The 18726-nt window shown below is 70.0% G+C and carries 22 protein-coding genes; 16 read left to right on the plus strand and 6 right to left on the minus strand.

The genetic code is table 11. The annotated features are described in order from the left end of the window. Positions 1 to 7: 7 nt before the first annotated feature. Both K7G59_RS20535 and K7G59_RS20540 read left to right on the plus strand, forming a co-directional pair. Entirely contained in the window at positions 8 to 328 is a 321-nt protein-coding gene (locus tag K7G59_RS20535; protein ID WP_225836289.1) for a hypothetical protein, read from the plus strand. 98 nt (positions 329 to 426) lie between these two features. Next, positions 427 to 1539, plus strand: coding sequence for an amidohydrolase family protein (locus tag K7G59_RS20540; RefSeq protein WP_225836291.1), 1113 nt, complete (start codon positions 427 to 429; stop codon positions 1537 to 1539). An 18-nt stretch (positions 1540 to 1557) separates the two neighbouring features. Here K7G59_RS20540 and K7G59_RS20545 read toward each other — a convergent pair whose 3' ends face one another. From K7G59_RS20545 to K7G59_RS20560, 4 genes are read right to left on the minus strand one after another with little or no spacing between them, the layout of a single operon-like run. Next, positions 1558 to 2568, minus strand: a complete 1011-nt coding sequence (locus K7G59_RS20545) for a heme A synthase (RefSeq protein WP_225836293.1) — start codon at positions 2566 to 2568, stop codon at positions 1558 to 1560. A gap of 48 nt (positions 2569 to 2616) precedes the next feature. After that, entirely contained in the window at positions 2617 to 3342 is a 726-nt protein-coding gene (locus tag K7G59_RS20550) for an ABC transporter permease (protein ID WP_225836537.1), read from the minus strand. 53 nt (positions 3343 to 3395) lie between these two features. Beyond that, complete coding sequence (locus K7G59_RS20555) at positions 3396 to 4373, minus strand: ABC transporter ATP-binding protein (RefSeq protein WP_225836297.1); 978 nt, start codon at positions 4371 to 4373, stop codon at positions 3396 to 3398. Between the two features lie 31 nt (positions 4374 to 4404). Beyond that, positions 4405 to 5217, minus strand: coding sequence for an aminoglycoside N(3)-acetyltransferase (locus K7G59_RS20560; RefSeq protein WP_225836299.1), 813 nt, complete (start codon positions 5215 to 5217; stop codon positions 4405 to 4407). 182 nt (positions 5218 to 5399) lie between these two features. Between K7G59_RS20560 and K7G59_RS20565 the strand changes: the two genes are divergently transcribed. From K7G59_RS20565 to dapD, 12 genes are all read left to right on the plus strand, one after another. Beyond that, positions 5400 to 6152, plus strand: coding sequence for a metalloregulator ArsR/SmtB family transcription factor (locus K7G59_RS20565; protein WP_225836300.1), 753 nt, complete (start codon positions 5400 to 5402; stop codon positions 6150 to 6152). Beyond that, complete coding sequence (gene sufB, locus K7G59_RS20570; protein ID WP_225836302.1) at positions 6149 to 7570, plus strand: Fe-S cluster assembly protein SufB; 1422 nt, start codon at positions 6149 to 6151, stop codon at positions 7568 to 7570. The genes K7G59_RS20565 and sufB overlap by 4 nt, the downstream gene beginning before the upstream one ends. Before the next feature lie 61 nt (positions 7571 to 7631). Then, positions 7632 to 8852, plus strand: a complete 1221-nt coding sequence (sufD, locus tag K7G59_RS20575; protein ID WP_225836303.1) for a Fe-S cluster assembly protein SufD — start codon at positions 7632 to 7634, stop codon at positions 8850 to 8852. Further along, positions 8849 to 9166 (plus strand): non-heme iron oxygenase ferredoxin subunit, encoded by a 318-nt coding sequence (locus K7G59_RS20580; protein ID WP_225836305.1) that lies wholly within the window; start codon positions 8849 to 8851, stop codon positions 9164 to 9166. The genes sufD and K7G59_RS20580 overlap by 4 nt, the downstream gene beginning before the upstream one ends. Before the next feature lie 7 nt (positions 9167 to 9173). After that, complete coding sequence (gene sufC, locus K7G59_RS20585) at positions 9174 to 9938, plus strand: Fe-S cluster assembly ATPase SufC (RefSeq protein ID WP_225836307.1); 765 nt, start codon at positions 9174 to 9176, stop codon at positions 9936 to 9938. After that, entirely contained in the window at positions 9935 to 11191 is a 1257-nt protein-coding gene (locus tag K7G59_RS20590) for a cysteine desulfurase (RefSeq protein WP_225836309.1), read from the plus strand. Before sufC ends, K7G59_RS20590 begins: the two co-directional genes overlap by 4 nt. Before the next feature lie 15 nt (positions 11192 to 11206). Continuing rightward, on the plus strand, positions 11207 to 11674 hold the full coding sequence (sufU, locus tag K7G59_RS20595; RefSeq protein WP_225836310.1) for a Fe-S cluster assembly sulfur transfer protein SufU: 468 nt from the start codon (positions 11207 to 11209) through the stop codon (positions 11672 to 11674). Then, on the plus strand, positions 11671 to 12003 hold the full coding sequence (locus K7G59_RS20600) for a metal-sulfur cluster assembly factor (protein WP_225836312.1): 333 nt from the start codon (positions 11671 to 11673) through the stop codon (positions 12001 to 12003). The genes sufU and K7G59_RS20600 overlap by 4 nt, the downstream gene beginning before the upstream one ends. A gap of 90 nt (positions 12004 to 12093) precedes the next feature. Then, positions 12094 to 14127 carry an NAD(+) synthase gene (locus K7G59_RS20605; RefSeq protein ID WP_225836314.1) on the plus strand — a complete coding sequence of 678 codons (2034 nt, stop codon included), beginning with the start codon at positions 12094 to 12096 and terminating at the stop codon, positions 14125 to 14127. A gap of 100 nt (positions 14128 to 14227) precedes the next feature. Next, on the plus strand, positions 14228 to 14551 hold the full coding sequence (locus K7G59_RS20610) for a multidrug efflux SMR transporter (RefSeq protein WP_225836316.1): 324 nt from the start codon (positions 14228 to 14230) through the stop codon (positions 14549 to 14551). Further along, on the plus strand, positions 14551 to 15087 hold the full coding sequence (locus K7G59_RS20615; RefSeq protein WP_225836318.1) for a TetR/AcrR family transcriptional regulator: 537 nt from the start codon (positions 14551 to 14553) through the stop codon (positions 15085 to 15087). Before K7G59_RS20610 ends, K7G59_RS20615 begins: the two co-directional genes overlap by 1 nt. A 73-nt stretch (positions 15088 to 15160) precedes the next feature. Beyond that, the gene (gene dapD, locus K7G59_RS20620) at positions 15161 to 16147 is read left to right on the plus strand and encodes a 2,3,4,5-tetrahydropyridine-2,6-dicarboxylate N-succinyltransferase (protein WP_225836319.1); all 987 of its coding nucleotides are present in this window, start codon (positions 15161 to 15163) and stop codon (positions 16145 to 16147) included. Between the two features lie 422 nt (positions 16148 to 16569). Here the strand turns inward: dapD and K7G59_RS20625 are convergent, their stop codons facing one another. Further along, positions 16570 to 16713, minus strand: a complete 144-nt coding sequence (locus tag K7G59_RS20625) for a hypothetical protein (RefSeq protein WP_225836320.1) — start codon at positions 16711 to 16713, stop codon at positions 16570 to 16572. Next, the gene (locus K7G59_RS20630) at positions 16710 to 17126 is read right to left on the minus strand and encodes a hypothetical protein (RefSeq protein ID WP_225836321.1); all 417 of its coding nucleotides are present in this window, start codon (positions 17124 to 17126) and stop codon (positions 16710 to 16712) included. The genes K7G59_RS20625 and K7G59_RS20630 overlap by 4 nt, the downstream gene beginning before the upstream one ends. A gap of 662 nt (positions 17127 to 17788) precedes the next feature. Here K7G59_RS20630 and snpA point away from each other — a divergent pair. Both snpA and K7G59_RS34745 read left to right on the plus strand, forming a co-directional pair. Then, positions 17789 to 18511: a snapalysin gene (gene snpA / locus K7G59_RS20635; RefSeq protein WP_225836322.1), complete on the plus strand. Its 723-nt coding sequence runs from the start codon at positions 17789 to 17791 to the stop codon at positions 18509 to 18511. Positions 18512 to 18561: 50 nt separating this feature from the next. Next, positions 18562 to 18696: a hypothetical protein gene (locus K7G59_RS34745; protein WP_263976563.1), complete on the plus strand. Its 135-nt coding sequence runs from the start codon at positions 18562 to 18564 to the stop codon at positions 18694 to 18696. Positions 18697 to 18726: the final 30 nt, after the last annotated feature.

Here is an 18726-nt window from a genome sequence, read left to right on the forward strand (position 1 = left end):
CCTGAGCATGGCAGACACGCAGCAGGTTGACGCGAAGGCCGAGCGCAAGGCGGCGAAGCTCGCCCGGCAGATCAGCGCCTTCTCCAAGACGCACGGCGGCGCCGAGGGCCAGGTGGCCTACATCGGCGAACGCGGCGCCCGGATCGCCCTGGTCGGCGAGGACGGTGAATGGGGCAACCTGGTGGCCCCCAGCGTCGAGATCGCCGAGCAGGCGGTCAAGAAGGCCGGTATCACCCTCCACGAGTCCTTCGACGGGGAGTTCGCGGCGAAGGTCAAGACGGGGCCGTACGAGTGGAAGCGCATGGCGGGCATGCAGATCGGCGGCTGACAGCCGGCCCCGGGGCCGGTTGGACCGCGACCTCGGACCCCGTGCACCCGTTAGGACGTGTGAGCCAGCGCAGCGCTACGTCCCGGCGGGGAGTCGGAATGATCGAAACGCCGTCCCTCGTGGACCAGTACTGCCACGGCGTACTGCGAACCGAGCTGGGCCTCGGCACCTTCGAGGCCCAGCTGGCGCGCACCGAGGGGCCACCCGCGCCGGGCACCACCCTCTTCGACACCCAGACCGGTTTCGCCGTACGGCGCTGGTGTCCGCCGCTCCTGGGGCTGGAACCGCACTGCCCGCCCGCGCGGTATCTCGCCCGGCGCCGTGAACTCGGCGCCCTGGAGGCGGGCCGCAGACTGCTGCGCGGCAGCGGCATCACCACCTACCTCGTCGACACGGGCCTGCCCGGCGACCTCACCGGCCCCGCCGAGATGGCCTCCACGGGCGACGCCGAGGCACGGGAGATCGTCCGGCTCGAACTGCTCGCGGAGCAGGTCGCCGACACCTCCGGCACGGTCGAGTCGTTCCTCGCCAACCTCGCGGAATCGGTGCACGGGGCCGCCGCGAACGCGGTCGCCTTCACCTCCGTCGCGGGTCTACGGCACGGCCTGGCGCTCGCGCCGGAGCCGCCGGGGCCGGGGGAGGTGCGGGGTGCGGCGGGCCGCTGGCTGGCCGGGCGGCGGGTCGGCGGAGCGCTGACGGACCCGGTGCTGCTGCGGCATCTGCTGTGGATCGCGGTCGCCTCGGGCCTGCCGCTCCAGCTGCACGCCGGGCTCGGCGAGCCGGGCTCGCGCATCGACCGCAGGGACCCCGTGCTGCTCGCGGACTTCGTCCGGGCCACGGCGGGCCTGGGCACCGACCTGGTCCTGCTGCACGGCTACCCGTACCACCGGCACGCCGCCCACCTGGCCGGGGTCTTCCCGCACGTGTACGCCGACTCCGGCGCGGCCCTCGCGCACACCGGCGCCCGCGCGGCCACCATCCTCGCCGAGATCCTGGAACTGGCCCCCTTCGGCAAGATCCTCTTCTCCAGCGGCGCCCATGGCCTGCCCGAGCTGCACGTGGTCGGCGCCCGTCTGTTCCGCGAGTCCCTGGGCCGGGTGCTCGGCACCTGGGTGACCGAGGGCGCCTGGTCCCTGGGGGACGCCCGACGGGTGGCACGGATGGTCGCGGCGGACAACGCCCGGCGGGTGTACGGGCTGGGCGCCGCCTAGAAACTGCTCGCCACGCCGCTACGCGTGCGTGGCGACCGTCACCTCGGCGGACGGTCCGGGCAGGCCGGCCACGGACTCGGGGCGTTCGCGCAGTGACAGAAGCACACGCAGCACCCAGACCCACATCACCGTAGAACCGAGCATGTGTGCGCCCACCAGGAGTTCGGGGAGGTGCGTGAAGTACTGGACGTAGCCGATCACGCCCTGCGCGAGCAGGATCAGGAACAGCTCCCGTGTCCGGTCCAGCGGACCCTTCGGCGCGTCCACCGCCTTCAGGACGAACCACAGGGCGAAGGTCAGCGTCACCACGATCCAGGCCAGGACCGCGTGTCCCTTGGCCACCGTCGTCCAGTCGATCTGGATCCGCTCGACCTCCTTGGAGTCGCCCGCGTGCGGCCCGGCGCCGGTCACCACCGTGCCGGCCGCGATGAGCAGCCCGGAGGCGGCGACCAGGAACCACACGAGCTGCTGCACGGCCTTGCCGACCAGCGGACGCGGCTGCGCGTCACCCTCGCGGGTGCGCTGCCACATCTGCGTGGCGACGGCGATGAGCGCGGTGGACAGCAGGAAGTGCGCCGCGACCGTGTACGGGTTCAGACCGACCAGGACGACGATGCCGCCGAGCACCGCGTTGCTCATGACGATCCAGAACTGGGCCCAGCCCAGCCGGGTGAGGCTGCGCCGGTACGGCTTCTCGGAGCGCGCGGCGATGATCGCCCAGCCGACGGCCGCGCACAGCACGTACGTCAGCATGCGGTTGCCGAACTCGATGGCGCCGTGGAAGCCCATGGCCTGGGTCGTGGTCAGCGAGTTGTCGGTGCATGTCGGCCAGGTCGGGCAGCCCAGGCCCGAGCCGGTCAGTCGGACGGCGCCGCCGGTGACGACGATGACCACCGCCATGACGAGCGCGGCGAGGGCCGCCCGCTGGACCGTCCGGGGCTGCGGGGTCCAGCGTTCGGCGATGAAGGCGAGGGGGTTGCGCAGCGCCGCTGCGGCGTCGGCGGGGTTCAGCTTTGGCACGCCCCCCATCGTAGGCTGCCGCTTGTGCACGCGTTCACGAGGGTGGGCCTTGGCCGACTACTCCCAGCGGAAGAAGCGGCCCGCAGCGGCGAGGGCCACGACCGCCCACGCGGCGAGGATCCCCAGGTCGCCCCAGGGCGTTCCGGCGCCGTGCTGGAGAACGTCCCGCAGGCCGTCGGAGAGCGCGGAGACGGGCAGCAGGCCCAGCACGTGCTGCCCGGCGGACCCGAACTTCTCCAGCGGCACGATGACCCCGCCACCGACGAGCAGCAGCAGGAAGACCAGGTTGGCGGCGCCCAGGGTCGCCTCCGCCTTGAGCGTGCCCGCCATGAGCAGGCCGAGCCCGCTGAAGGCGGCCGTACCGAGGATCAGCAGGAGCACGACGGCGGCCGCGCCGGCCCCGCCGCCGTGCGGGGACCAGCCCAGCGCAAGGGCGATGACGATCAGCAGGACTACCTGGAGGACCTCGGTGACCAGCACGGACGCCGTCTTCGCGGTCATCAGGGCCCAGCGGGGCAGGGGCGAGGAGGCGAGCCGCTTGAGCACGCCGTAGCGGCGCTCGAAGCCGGTCGCGATGGCCTGTCCGGTGAACGCGGTCGACATCACCGCGAGGGCCAGGATGCCCGGGGCGAGGAAGTCCACGGCCTCGCCGGCGCCGGTGTCGACGATGTCGACCGAGCTGAAGAGCACCAGCAGCAGGGTCGGGATGACGATCGTCAGGAGCAGCTGCTCGCCGTTGCGCAGCAGCATCTTCGTCTCCAGGACCGCCTGCGCCGCGATCATGCGGGGCAGGGGGGCGGCACCCGGCTTCGGGGTGTACGTACCCGTCGTGGTGGTCACGAGCGCAGCTCCTTGCCGGTCAGCTCCAGAAAGACGTCCTCCAGTGTGTGCCGCTCCACCGAGATCCGCTCCGGCATCACCCCGTTCTGGGCGCACCACGAGGCGACCGTGGCAAGCAGCTGGGGGTCGACACCGCCGACGACCCGGTACGCGCCCGGGGTCAGTTCGGCCGCCGTGCAGTCGGCCGGGAGCGCCTTGAGCAGGGAGCCCAGGTCGAGGCCGGGGCGGCCGGTGAAGCGCAGGGTGTTCTCGGCGCCGCCCCTGCACAGCTCCTCCGGGGAGCCCTGGGCGATGACCCGGCCGCCGTCGATGATGGCGACGTCGTCGGCGAGCTGCTCGGCCTCTTCCATGTAGTGCGTGGTGAGGATCACGGAGACGCCGTCGGCGCGCAGGTCCCGCACCAGCTCCCAGGTGGCCCGGCGGGCCTGCGGGTCCAGGCCTGCGGTGGGCTCGTCCAGGAACACCAGCTCCGGCCGGCCGACCACGGCCATGGCGAGCGCCAGCCGCTGCTGCTGGCCGCCGGACAGGCGCCGGTAGGAGGTACGGCCGCAGGAGCCGAGCCCGAGGCGTTCGACGAGCGCGTCCACGTCCAGGGGGTGGGCGTGCAGCCTGGCGATGTGCCGCAGCATCTCGTCGGCCCGGGCGCCGGAGTAGACGCCCCCGGACTGCAGCATCACGCCGATGCGGGGCCGCAGCTCGGCGGCCTGCCGGACCGGGTCGAGGCCCAGGACGCGTACCGTGCCGGAATCCGGCGTGCGGTAGCCCTCGCAGGTCTCCACGGTGGTCGTCTTCCCCGCCCCGTTGGGGCCGAGCACGGCGGTCACACCCGCCTGGGCCACCAGGTCGAGGCCGTTCACCGCGGTCTTCGTTCCGTACCGCTTCACCAGGGCCTGGACCTCGATGAGTGGGTGCGGCGCGAAGCGTCTCCTCGAGGGATGGTGGTCGGGAGACGGGCGGGCGGGCTCACTTCGCATGGGTCCAGAGTCTAGGGAGCATGCGGGTGGCTCAGGCGTGGGGGTAGGGGAAGTCCTCCAGGGGCCGGTGCAGCGGCAGCCACCGTTCGGCGTAGGCGACGGCGTCCGCCACCGGGAACAGCCGGGCGTCGGCCGCGCCGACCGTGCCCCGTACGACCGGCCGGTCCCGTTCGAAGTCATGGCCCAGCTCGTCGAACCGTTCGGAGCTGACCGACACCTCGATCACCGTCTCCCAGCCGCCGCCCGGCGCGGGCCGGCCGACCTCGACCAGCGGTGCCGGTGTCCGGTACTCGGCGAGGTGGAAGCTGGTGCAGGCGTCGTAGCCCGCGCCGAGCAGCAGGACCCGGGCGCCCAGCCGCTCCAGGCGGGCCAGCGGACTGCGCTCCCCGAGCCGGCAGTCGGCGGCATGGCCGTCGGTGATCTCCCGGGCGTGCGGTCCGAGCGCGGCGAAGGAAGTCTGCGGATGCGCGCTGCGCAGGGCGCCGGGCCAGGTCCGCACGGTCTCCGGGATCACACCGACCCCGCGCGAGGGGGTGACCAGGGGGTCGTACGGCGGCATGGTGGCGCGGATGCTGTCCCACCACTCCTCGGGCACCGGCGGGTTTCCCCACGTGGCCGGGTCGGACAGGTCGCCGGTCTGAGTGGGGACGACGAGCGTGCCGGAGGGGCCGAGGGCGTCGAGGAGTGCGTGGACGACGGCGACGGCCCCGCCGTTGACCCAGCCGAGCGCGCTGAGCGAGGAGTGCACCAGGAGGATCTCGCCGTTCTCGACGCCCAGCAGGCGCAGCTGTGCGGACACGGCGTCGCGGGTGACCAGAGGGCCGGCCGGAGCGGGTTCGGACATGGCCCGGAAGTCTTCCCGACGGGGGCGACGGGCGCCACCGAATTGACCGGTGGGGACCTGCGATGATCGATCAGAAGATCGTTTCCGCAGGTCGCATTAGGTATGCCTAAGTGATGCAGGGCACCGTCCGGTGATCGGGACGCGCCTTGTCAGGTTCCGCGGAATTACGCAACAATGGCGTTGTGAAAAACGTCGGCGAGGCTCGGGAGACCCCGGTGGGGACCCCCCAGGAGGAGCTCGCGACCGGGGAGCACTCGACGCGCAACCGGGTCGCGAGGTCCATCCTGGACCACGGCCCGTCGACCGTCGCCGAGCTGGCCGGCCGGCTGGGGCTGACCCAGGCGGCTGTGCGGCGCCATCTGGACGCGCTCGTCGCCGACGACGTCGTGGAGGCGCGCGAGCAGCGGGTCTACGGCACGCGCACGCGCGGCCGCCCCGCGAAGGTCTTCGCGCTCACCGACTGCGGCCGGGACGCCTTCGACCAGTCCTACGACAAGCTCGCCGCGGACGCGCTGCGCTGGATCGCCGAGCGGGAGGGCGGTCCCGAGGCGGTCGCCGCCTTCGCCCGCGCCCGGATCGCCGCGCAGGCGCGCGCCTACCGCGAGGCGATCGAGGCCGCCGGCCCGGAGGAGCGCGCCGAGGCTCTGGCCAGGGCCCTCAGCGTCGACGGGTACGCTGCTACGGCGCGGAGCGCACCGGTCGGCGAGCAGCTCTGCCAGCACCACTGCCCGGTCGTGCACGTCGCGGAACAGTTCCCGCAGCTGTGCGAGGCCGAGACGGAGATCTTCGCCGAACTGCTGGGAACCCACGTCCAGCGACTGGCGACCATCGCCCACGGTGACGGCGTCTGTACGACGTTCATCCCCAAGATTTCGAAGACCGATCACCAGAGCCACCACGCTTCTGCAAGCACGGCCGGGAGGAACCCCGCATGACTCTCCCCACGGAGACTGCTCACCCCGAACTCGAGGGCCTGGGCAAGTACGAATACGGCTGGGCCGACTCCGACGAGGCCGGTGCCGCTGCGAAGCGCGGCCTGAACGAGGACGTCGTCCGCGACATCTCGGCCAAGAAGTCCGAGCCGGAGTGGATGACGAAGCTGCGCCTGAAGGGCCTGAAGCTCTTCGAGAAGAAGCCCATGCCGAACTGGGGCTCGGACCTGTCGGGCATCGACTTCGACAACATCAAGTACTTCGTGCGCTCCACGGAGAAGCAGGCGGAGTCCTGGGAGGACCTGCCCGAGGACATCAAGAACACCTACGACAAGCTGGGCATCCCGGAGGCCGAGAAGCAGCGCCTCGTCGCCGGTGTCGCCGCCCAGTACGAGTCGGAGGTCGTCTACCACCAGATCCGCGAGGACCTGGAGGAGCAGGGTGTCATCTTCCTCGACACCGACACCGCGCTGAAGGAGCACCCGGAGCTCTTCAAGGAGTACTTCGGCACGGTCATCCCGGCCGGTGACAACAAGTTCGCCTCGCTGAACACCGCCGTGTGGTCGGGCGGCTCCTTCATCTACGTCCCGCCGGGCGTCCACGTGGAGATCCCGCTCCAGGCCTACTTCCGTATCAACACGGAGAACATGGGCCAGTTCGAGCGGACCCTGATCATCGTCGACGAGGGTGCCTACGTGCACTACGTCGAGGGCTGCACCGCCCCGATCTACAAGTCGGACTCGCTGCACTCCGCGGTCGTCGAGATCATCGTCAAGAAGAACGCCCGCTGCCGCTACACGACCATCCAGAACTGGTCGAACAACGTCTACAACCTGGTCACCAAGCGCGCCGTGGCCTACGAGGGCGCGACCATGGAGTGGATCGACGGCAACATCGGCTCCAAGGTGACGATGAAGTACCCGGCCGTCTACCTGATGGGCGAGCACGCCAAGGGCGAGACCCTCTCCATCGCCTTCGCGGGCGAGGGCCAGCACCAGGACGCGGGCGCCAAGATGGTCCACATGGCGCCGAACACGTCGTCCAACATCGTCTCCAAGTCGGTCGCGCGCGGTGGCGGTCGTACGTCCTACCGCGGTCTGATCGAGATCGGTGAGGGCGCCGCCGGATCGAAGTCGAACGTGCTGTGCGACGCGCTGCTGGTCGACACCATCTCCCGGTCGGACACGTACCCGTACGTCGACGTCCGCGAGGACGACGTGTCCATGGGCCACGAGGCCACCGTCTCCAAGGTCTCCGAGGACCAGCTCTTCTACCTGATGAGCCGCGGCCTGTCCGAGGACGAGGCCATGGCGATGATCGTGCGCGGCTTCGTCGAGCCGATCGCCAAGGAGCTGCCCATGGAGTACGCGCTGGAGCTCAACCGGCTGATCGAGCTGCAGATGGAGGGCGCGGTCGGCTGACCGCCGGTCCGCAGTCCCCGTCAGGCCACATACGTAAAGGAAAGCGAGCACAACGACAGCCATGGCTGAGGTCCAGAACTCCCCCACTCTCGGCTCCGCTCGAGCGGGGGGACCCCCACCGCTGGGGAGCACCACCGCCGGCTCGATCGCGGTTGCCGCGGAGTCGACCGTCGTCTCGCGCATGAGCGCGCCCCCGTCCTTCGACGTCGCGGACTTCCCAGTCCCGCACGGCCGTGAGGAGGAGTGGCGGTTCACCCCGCTGGAGCGCCTGCGCGGTCTGCACGACGGCACCGCCGTGGAGAACGGACAGGGCGTGAAGGTCGCCGTCGAGGCCCCCGAGGGCGTCGTCGTCGAGACCGTCGGCCGTGACGACGCGCGGCTCGGCAAGGCGGGCACCCCGGTGGACCGTGTCGCCGCCCAGGCGTACTCCGCCTTCCAGCAGGCGGGCGTCGTGACCGTCCCGAAGGAGACCGTCCTCACCGAGCCGATCCGCATCGCGGTGCACGGCGAGGGCGGGACCCGCTTCGGCCACCAGGTGATCGAGCTGGGTGCCTTCGCCGAGGCCGTCGTGGTCATCGACCACACCGGTGACGCGGTGCTCGCCGCCAACGTCGACTACATCCTGGGCGACGGCGCCAAGCTGACCGTCGTCTCCGTCCAGGACTGGGACGGCAAGGCCGTCCATGTCGCCCAGCACAACGCGCTGATCGGCCGGGACGCCTCCTTCAAGTCGGTCGTCGTCACCTTCGGCGGTGACGTGGTCCGTCTCCACCCGCGCGTCACCTACGCGGGCCCCGGCGGCGAGGCCGAGCTGTTCGGCCTGTACTTCACCGACGCCGGGCAGCATCAGGAGCACCGCCTGCTGGTCACCCACAACGCCCCGCACTGCAAGTCGAACGTCGTCTACAAGGGCGCGCTCCAGGGCGACGACGCGCACGCGGTGTGGATCGGTGACGTGCTCATCGAGGCCAAGGCCGAGGGCACGGACACCTACGAGATGAACCGCAACCTGGTCCTCACCGACGGCGCGCGGGTCGACTCGGTGCCGAACCTGGAGATCGAGACCGGCGAGATCGTCGGCGCCGGCCACGCCTCCGCCACCGGCCGTTTCGACGACGAGCAGCTCTTCTACCTGATGGCCCGCGGCATCCCGGAGCACGAGGCCCGCCGTCTCGTGGTCCGCGGCTTCTTCGCCGAGCTGGTCCAGCAGATCGGTGTCGCCGACATCGAGGAGCGCCTCCTCGCCAGGATCGAGGAGGAGCTGGAGGCTTCCGTCGCATGACCTTCGTACGCGCCTGTGGGCTGGGCGAGCTGGAGGAGGACACCCCGCACCGGGTGGAACTCGACGGCACGCCGGTCTCGGTCGTGAAGACCGAGGGCGAGGTGTTCGCGATCTACGACATCTGCTCCCACGCGAACGTCTCGCTCTCCGAGGGCGAGGTGGAGGACTGCCAGATCGAGTGCTGGCTGCACGGCTCCCGCTTCGACCTCCGCACCGGCAAGCCGTCCGGCCTCCCCGCGACGCGCCCCGTCCCCGTATACCCCGTAAAGATCGAAGGGGACGACGTTCTCGTCTCCGTCACCCAGGAGTCCTGAGGCACCCATGGCAACGCTTGAAATCCGAGACCTGCACGTCACCGTCGAGGCCGACAACGCCACGAAGGAGATCCTCAAGGGCGTCGACCTCACCGTGAAGCAGGGCGAGACGCACGCCATCATGGGCCCCAACGGCTCCGGCAAGTCCACCCTCGCCTACTCCCTCGCGGGGCACCCGAAGTACACGATCACCAGCGGTTCCGTCACCCTCGACGGCGAGGACGTCCTGGAGATGTCCGTCGACGAGCGCGCCCGCGCGGGCCTGTTCCTGGCGATGCAGTACCCGGTCGAGGTTCCCGGCGTCTCGGTCTCCAACTTCCTGCGCACCTCCGCCACCGCCGTGCGCGGCGAGGCCCCGAAGCTGCGCACCTGGGTGAAGGAGGTCAAGGAGGCCATGGAGCGCCTCAGCATGGACCCCTCCTTCGCCGAGCGCAACGTCAACGAGGGCTTCTCCGGCGGTGAGAAGAAGCGCCACGAGATCCTCCAGCTCGAGCTGCTCAAGCCGAAGGTCGCGATCCTGGACGAGACCGACTCCGGCCTGGACGTCGACGCGCTGCGCATCGTCTCCGAGGGCGTCAACCGCGTCCGCGAGACCGGTGAGGTCGGCACCCTGCTGATCACCCACTACACGCGCATCCTGCGCTACATCAAGCCCGACCACGTCCACGTGTTCGCCGGCGGCCGCATCGTCGAGTCCGGCGGCCCCGAGCTGGCGGACAAGCTGGAGAACGAGGGCTACGAGGCATACGTGAAGGGTGGCGCATCCGCGTGACACAGCTGCCGGGCCTCCTCGACACCGAGGCGATCCGTAAGGACTTCCCCGTCCTGGACCGCGTGATCCACGACGGTAAGAAGCTCATCTACCTGGACAACGCGGCGACCTCGCAGACGCCGCGCCAGGTGCTCGACGTGCTCAACGAGTACTACGAGCAGCACAACGCCAACGTCCACCGCGGTGTGCATGTGCTCGCCGAGGAGGCCACGGCGCTGTACGAGGGCGCGCGTGACAAGGTCGCCGAGTTCATCAACGCGCCGAGCCGCGACGAGGTGATATTCACCAAGAACGCCTCCGAGTCGCTGAACCTCGTCGCGAACATGCTGGGCTGGGCCGACGAGCCCTACCGGGTGGACCGCGACACCGAGATCGTCATCACGGAGATGGAGCACCACTCCAACATCGTGCCGTGGCAGCTGCTCGCGCAGCGCACGGGCGCGAAGCTGAAGTGGTTCGGTCTGACGGACGACGGCCGCCTGGACCTGTCCAACATCGACGAGATCATCACGGAGAAGACGAAGATCGTCTCCTTCGTGCTGGTGTCGAACATCCTGGGCACGGTCAACCCGGTCGAGGCGATCGTGCGCCGCGCACAGGAGGTCGGCGCACTGGTGTGCATCGACGCCTCGCAGGCCGCGCCGCACATGCCGGTGGACGTGCAGGCCCTCCAGGCCGACTTCGTGGCCTTCACCGGCCACAAGATGTGCGGCCCGACGGGCATCGGCGTCCTGTGGGGCCGCCAGGAACTCCTGGAGGACCTGCCCCCGTTCCTCGGCGGCGGCGAGATGATCGAGACGGTGTCGATGCACTCCTCGACGTACGCCCCCGCGCCGCACAAGTTCGAGGCGGGCACGCCCCCGATCGCCCAGGCCGTCGGCCTGGGCGCGGCGATCGACTACCTCAACTCGATCGGCATGGACAAGATCCTCGCCCACGAGCACGCACTGACGGAATACGCGGTCAGGCGCCTGGCCGAGGTCCCGGACCTGCGCATCATCGGCCCGACGACGGCCGAGGACCGAGGGGCCGCGATCTCCTTCGCCCTCGGCGACATCCACCCGCACGACGTGGGCCAGGTCCTCGACGAGCAGGGCATCGCGGTCCGTGTCGGCCACCACTGCGCGCGTCCCGTCTGCCTGCGCTACGGAATTCCCGCGACCACGCGAGCGTCGTTCTATCTGTACTCCACGCCCGCCGAGATCGATGCTCTGGTCGAGGGGCTGGAGCACGTTCGGAACTTCTTCGGCTGAGAGGCGTTCGACACCGTGAAGCTGGACTCGATGTACCAGGACGTCATCCTGGACCACTACAAGAACCCGCACGGGCGTGGTCTGAGGGACGGCGACGCCGAGGTGCACCACGTGAACCCGACCTGCGGAGACGAGATCACCCTTCGGGTGAAGTACGACGGCACCAGGATCGCGGACGTCTCGTACGAGGGTCAGGGCTGCTCCATCAGCCAGGCCAGCGCCTCCGTGCTGAACGAACTGCTCGTCGGCAGGGAGCTGACCGAGGCGCAGAAGATCCAGGAGACCTTCCTGGAGCTGATGCAGTCCAAGGGCAGGATCGAGCCGGACGACGCGATGGAGGACATCCTGGAGGACGCGGTCGCGTTCGCCGGTGTCTCCAAGTACCCCGCCCGGGTCAAGTGCGCCCTCCTGAGCTGGATGGCGTGGAAGGACGCGACGGCCCAGGTGCTGGGTGGCGCCGAAGCCGAGAGGAAGACGGCATGACCGACACCGTTGAGATGAAGCCCGCCTCCGAGGAGGAGCTTCGCGAGGCCCTGATGGACGTGGTCGACCCCGAGCTGGGGATCGACGTCGTCAACCTGGGGCTGATCTACGGCATCCACGTCGACGAGTCGAACATCGCGACCGTCGACATGACCCTGACCTCGGCGGCCTGCCCGCTGACGGACGTCATCGAGGACCAGGCCAAGTCCGCCACGGACGGCCTGGTCAGCGAACTGCGCATCAACTGGGTCTGGATGCCCCCGTGGGGCCCCGACAAGATCACGGACGACGGCCGCGAGCAGCTCCGGGCGCTCGGGTTCAACGTCTGACATCTGCGATGCGCACGTGCGGCGGCACCTGACCGGTGCCGCCGCTTCTCTCTTTCTCCTGGTTCTCCCGGTTCTCTTGGAGTCGTCGCCTTGAACTTCTGGTCGATCTATCAGCACGGCTTCGCCCGCGTCGCCGCCTGCACCGGGCACGCCGCCATCGCCGACCCGCGGGCCAACGCCGAGTCGGTGCTGCGGCAGGCGCGCCGGTGCGCGGAGGACGGCGTCGCCGTCGCCGTCTTCCCGGAACTCTGCCTGTCCGGCTACTCGATCGAGGACCTCGTGCTGCAGGACGTGGTCCTCGACGAAGTCGAGACGGCCCTGGCGACCGTGGTGGCGGAATCCGCGGACCTGCTGCCCGTGCTCGTCGTCGGCGCCCCGCTGCGCCACCGCAACCGGATCTACAACTGCGCCGTGGTCGTGCACCGCGGCCGGGTCCTCGGCGTCGCGCCCAAGTCGTACCTGCCGACGTACCGCGAGTTCTACGAGAAGCGCCAGATCGCCTCGGGCGACGACGAGCGCGGCGGCACGATCCGGGTGGGCGGGGCGGACGTCCCGTTCGGCGTCGACCTGCTCTTCGCGGCGGCGGACCTGCCCGGGCTGGTGCTGCACGCGGAGATCTGCGAGGACATGTGGGTGCCGGTGCCGCCGAGCGCCGAGGCCGCGCTGGCCGGTGCGACCCTCCTGGTCAACCTCTCCGGCAGTCCCATCACCGTCGGCCGGGCCGAGGACCGGCGGCTGCTGTGCCGGTCGGCGTCGACGCGCTACCTCGCCGCTTACGTCTACGCGGCGGCCGGGCTGGGCGAGTCGACCACGGACCTGTCGTGGGACGGCCAGACGATGATCTACGAGAACGGCGCCCTGCTGGCCGAGACCGAGCGCTTCCCGCTCGGCGACCAGTACGCGGTGGCCGACATCGACCTGGACCTGCTGCGGCAGGAGCGCGCCCGGATGGGCACGTTCGACGACAACCGCCGCACCCACGGCGCCCGCACCGGTGACTTCCGCCAGGTGTCCTTCCGCCTCGACGCGCCGACGGCCGACCTCGGCCTGCGCCGCCGCGTCGAGCGCTTGCCGTTCGTACCCGCCGACCCTGAGCGGCTCGCCCTGGACTGCTACGAGGCGTACAACATCCAGGTCGCCGGTCTGCAGCAGCGGCTCGCGGCGATCGGCGGGCCGAAGGTGGTCATCGGCGTCTCCGGCGGCCTCGACTCCACGCACGCGCTGATCGTCGCCGCCCGCGCGATGGACCGCGCCGGCCGCCCGCGCAGCGACATCCTGGCCTTCACCCTGCCCGGCTTCGCCACCAGCGACCACACCAAGGACAACGCGCACAAGCTGATGCGCGCCCTCGGCGTCACCGCGGCCGAGCTGGACATCACACCGACCGCACGTCTCATGCTCAAGGAGATGGGGCACCCGTTCTCCTCCGGCGAGCCGGTGTACGACGTCACCTTCGAGAACGTGCAGGCCGGCCTGCGCACCGACTACCTGTTCCGGCTCGCCAACCAGCGCGGCGGCATCGTGCTCGGCACCGGCGACCTGTCGGAGCTGGCGCTCGGCTGGTCCACGTACGGCGTCGGCGACCAGATGAGCCACTACAACGTCAATTCCGGGGTGCCCAAGACGCTGATCCAGCACCTGATCCGCTGGGTCATCAGCAGCGGCCAGTTCGACGACGAGACCGGCAAGACACTGGCCGCGATCCTCGACACGGAGATCAGCCCCGAACTGGTGCCGGGGGAGGAAATGCAGTCCACCGAGTCGAAGATCGGCCCGTACGCGCTGCACGACTTCACCCTCTACCAGGTGCTGCGGCACGGGTTCCGGCCCTCGAAGATCGCCTTCCTGGCCTGGCACGCCTGGCACGACCGGGAGGCGGGCGCCTGGCCGCCCGGCTTCCCGGAGGCCGAGCGGGTGGCCTACGACCTGCCGGAGATCCGGCACTGGCTGGAGGTGTTCTGCCGCCGCTTCTTCGCCTTCGCGCAGTTCAAGCGGTCGGCCATGCCGAACGGACCGAAGGTCTCGGCGGGCGGTTCCCTCTCCCCGCGCGGCGACTGGCGGGCACCGTCCGACGGCAACGCACGGGCCTGGCTGCACGACCTGGACCGCGTGCCGAAGGGCTGACGGGCTCAGGCCGACGGACGGCGACCGACAGGCTGACGGGCTGACGGGCTGACGGGCTGATGTGTACGGGCGTACACACACGATGTGTACGCTCGTACACATGGGATACCTCTTGCTCGCCGGCGCCATCGCCGCCGAGGTCGCCGCGACGACGGCGTTGAAGTACACCGAGGGCTTCAGCAGGCTGTGGCCCTCGGTGGCGACGGCCCTGGGCTACCTCGTCTCCTTCGCGCTGCTCGCCCAGGCCCTCAAGACCGTGCAGATCGGCACGGCGTACGCGATCTGGTCCGGCGTCGGCACCGCGGCCATCGCCGTGCTCGGCCTGCTGCTGTTCGGCGAGGGGCTGTCCCTGACGAAGGTCGCCGGGATCCTGCTGATCGTCGGGGGAGTGGTGGTCCTCAACATGGGCGGGGCGACGCACTGATGCCCCGCCGCTACGACCCCGACCGGCGCCGGCGGATCATCGACGCGGCGATCCGGGTGGTGGGGGAGAAGGGCATCGCCGGTCTGAGCCACCGCTCGGTCGCGGCCGAGGCCGACGTCCCGCTCGGCTCCACGACGTACCACTTCGCCACTCTGGACGACCTGCTGGTCGCGGCCCTGCGCCGGGCCACCGAGGGCTTCGCGGGCGTCCTCGACGCGAGCGGAGTACTGGACGACGCCGACGCCGACCTCGCGGCCGGTCTCGCCCGGGTCCTCGGCGAGTGGCTGGGCGGCGACCGGCCGGGCGTCGAGCTGGAGTACGAGCTGTACCTGGCCGCCCTGCGCCGCCCCGCACTGCGCCCGGTGGCCGCCCAGTGGACCGAGGACACGGCCGAACGCCTGGCCGCCCGCGTCGATCCCGTGACGGCCCGGGCGCTGCTCGCACTGGTGGACGGGATCTGTCTGCAGGTGTTGCTGACGGGCGGTTCCTACGACGAGGCGTACGCCCGTGATGTGCTGGCCCGGGTGATCCCCTGAACCCGCGCCCGGCACCTGAGACGCCGCTCGGACGGGTTCGCCCCCACGACCGCCCCCACGTTAGGTTTTCCGTATGACCGACACTGCTTCCCGTACCACCGGCGCCGTCGCCGCCGGCCTCGCCACGATCGCCGCCGACGGCACCGTTCTCGACACCTGGTTCCCCGCCCCCGAGCTGATGGCAGAGCCGGGCCCCTCCGGCACCGAGCGGCTCTCCGCCGAGCAGGCCGCGGAGCTGCTCGGCGGCGGCGCTACCGCGGCCGTCGGCCCGGACGCCCGCCGGGGCGTCGAGGTCGTCGCGGTCCGCACGGTCATCGCCTCCCTCGACGACAAGCCGATCGACACGCACGACGTCTACCTGCGTCTGCACCTGCTCTCCCACCGCCTGGTCAAGCCGCACGGTCAGAGCCTGGACGGCATCTTCGGCCTCCTCGCCAACGTCGCCTGGACCTCGCTCGGCCCGGTCGCCGTGGACGACATCGAGAAGGTGCGGCTGAACGCCCGCGCCGAGGGCCTGCACCTGCAGGTCACCTCGATCGACAAGTTCCCGCGCATGACGGACTACGTCGCCCCCAAGGGCGTCCGCATCGCCGACGCCGACCGGGTCCGCCTCGGCGCACACCTGGCCGCGGGCACCACGGTCATGCACGAGGGCTTCGTCAACTTCAACGCCGGCACCCTCGGCACCTCCATGGTCGAGGGCCGCATCTCCGCCGGTGTCGTCGTGGGCGACGGCTCCGACATCGGTGGCGGCGCCTCCACCATGGGCACGCTGTCCGGCGGCGGCAACGTGATCATCTCCATCGGCGAGCGTTGCCTGATCGGCGCCGAGGCGGGCGTGGGCATCGCGCTCGGCGACGAGTGCGTGGTCGAGGCCGGCCTCTACATCACCGCGGGCACGCGCGTGACCATGCCCGACGGCCAGATCGTCAAGGCCCGCGAGCTCAACGGCGCCTCCAACATCCTCTTCCGCCGCAACTCGGTCACCGGCAAGGTCGAGGCCCGCCCGAACAACGCGGTGTGGGGCGGCCTGAACGACATCCTGCACAGCCACAACTGACCTACGGCGGCCATGACGTGTGGCCGCCTCATCGATCAGCGTCCTGACTGCTGCTGAGCTGTCGGCAGTTGTCGACGCCGGTCATCACTGAGCGCCCTTCCACGGCCCGAGGACGGCCCGGGAGGGCGCTCGTCCGTGTGCGGGGGGAGCCCCATGGTGAGCATCGCATCAGGAGTTCGGGAGGGTCGCCTCAGTGGCTGGCGACCGCGGTGCTTGCTCTGCTGTCGGCGACTGCTGGAGGCCGCTGGCGTCTGCGGTCGTCGATGTCAGCCGTAGATGTCAGAGAGGCCCCTTTGGGTTCGGTCACGGGCGACGGTACGCAGCCGGGTCAGTGCCGGGGATCGGATCTTGAGTCAGTGATACGTAGCAAGGGTGGGCGGGATCAGGACGACCGAGCGACCCGCAGCCGGACCTCGCGTCACTCAGCGGACGTCGACGTAGTCGCCAGCGGACGTGACCGCCGGGGTTGTCGTCGTACCTTCGAAGCGGTAGCGCCAGTAGCCGTCCACGGAGGCCTGCATGGGGGTCTTCAGGTTGCCGGAGGAGTCGCTGTATTTCGTCCTCACCGTGGTGTAGGTGGCCGTGCCCGCTTTGCAGAACTGGAGATGCGGACACTGGAGTAAGGGACGGCGTCGGACCAGCTGCCGTCCTTGGCGATGACTGAGATGTAGACCTTCCCAGTCCCCGCTGTCGCGTTCTTCAGCAGGGTTGGGTTGCCGCTGATGGTGAGCTTGCACGTGGAGGTCACATCGTTGACCTCCTGGCAGTCCGCCTGGTTCGTGGTCGGATTCAGAACGCCGTCGAAGTCATCGGTGTTCAGATGGGTTCCGTGGAAGAGCACCAGCGACACGTTCTTGATATTGGACGGAGCGCTCGACGTCACAGTGGCCGACATCGTTTTGGTGGTCGTGCCGATCACTATGTCCTTGCCACCGTTGATCGTCGCGTTCAAGATCTTGATGTCACTGCTGCCACGCATGAAGGTCCCTGGGGACGAGCGTCGGGCCGGTGCACCTGGTGGCGACCACCGATTGATGGGCTGAGTGTAGGTCAGCAGCCGTCAGGGAGGCCGGGGCCGTGCTGGTTGAGTTGAAGCGTGGTCGAGCAGCGGCGGTTTCTCAGTCAGGACTGAGCGGCGGCGGCTCAGCGGTGAGGGATGGCGCCTGACGTCGAGGGTGACCCCTGGGGGACGACTCGGGGTCGGTGGGGCGCGAAAGAGACAGAAGCTCATATTTCGTGACGTCAGTCACAGTGCTCCGCGATCAACCAGCGCGCTTAGTAGATGCGGCGTGGTGAGCATGTAGTGATTTGTCTGTTTTAGTCCGAGTGTGGATCCTGTCGCGCGTTCCGGAACGCCGCCCGGTCGGCCCGCAGGCCAGCTGCCCACGGGCATAAGGTTTCTGACGTCGTGACAGCTTTTCCTCCTGTCGCCACGTGCTGACCGGAGGCCCGCGCGCTGCCCTGGCGGTGTCCTGGGACCTACGAGGCGACGTAGTGGATGGGACCCGTTGCGCGCCCTGTCGAGCCGTTCTAAGAATGACGACCCACAGGACGTCGCTGCAGTTCGGAACCGGTGTTCACGCCGAGTCGACCGCGCACTGTGGCCCTCGGCGTCACCGAGTGAGTAGGAGCCCCCCACACATGAAGTTGTTCCGAACGTCCCCGAAACTCCTCGCCCTCGCTCTCGGTCTGGGGCTGGCCTCCAGCGCGCTGGGCGTGGCGGTGCCGGCGAGCGCCCAGTCGGCCGCTACCCCCTCCGCTTCCGCCGGTAGCTCCGTGGCGCGGTATGACGGGTCGGTTGAGGAGGCTGCGACCAACAAGGCGTTCTTCCAGGCTGTGCTCAAGTCGGTCGCCCAGAAGCGCGCCGCCCAGCCCAACGCGCAGGCGGTGACCCTCTACTACGACGACTCCAAGGCGCCGAGCTTCCGTTCGCAGATATCGAGCGCGGCCTCGATCTGGAACAGCTCCGAGTCCAACGTCAAGCTGAAGGAGGCTTCGAGCGGCAGTGCCGACTTCTCCTACTACGAGGGCAACGACCCGCGTGGGTCCCACGCCTCCAGCGATGGCCACGGACGCGGCTCCGTCTTCATCGACTACGCCCAGACCCGGCAGTACGACTCGATCCGCGTCGTCACCCATGAGACCGGGCACATACTGGGTCTGCCGGACGACTACAGCGGGCCGTGCAGTGAGCTGATGTCGGGCGGCGGCCCCGGCCCGTCCTGCACCAACCGCTACCCGAACGCCACCGAGCGCGCGCGTGTCGACCAGCTGTGGGCCACCGGACTCGCACAGGCCCCGAGCGCGGGGCGCCAGCCCGCTAGTGGCCCCTGGCGTTCGCACCACAGCACGCCTTGGAGCTGATCGCGTTCCCAAGTGGGAAGCGGCTCGCTGTCGAGGATGGCTTCAGCCACATGCTCAAAGGCGGCCGCTTCCAGTGCGCGGTCTACGACCGGGACCGGGCCATCGCCGACCGGCTCGGTGCCATGATCCGGGGCGGCGGGGGAGTGGCCTGCGAGCGCTCCGAGAAGGACCCTGCGGGCCCGTAGTGGCACGTCTGTGGCACGACCCCTGAAACG

This window comes from Streptomyces sp. NK08204, from assembly GCF_020400585.1.
In the GTDB taxonomy this organism is placed as follows: domain Bacteria; phylum Actinomycetota; class Actinomycetes; order Streptomycetales; family Streptomycetaceae; genus Streptomyces.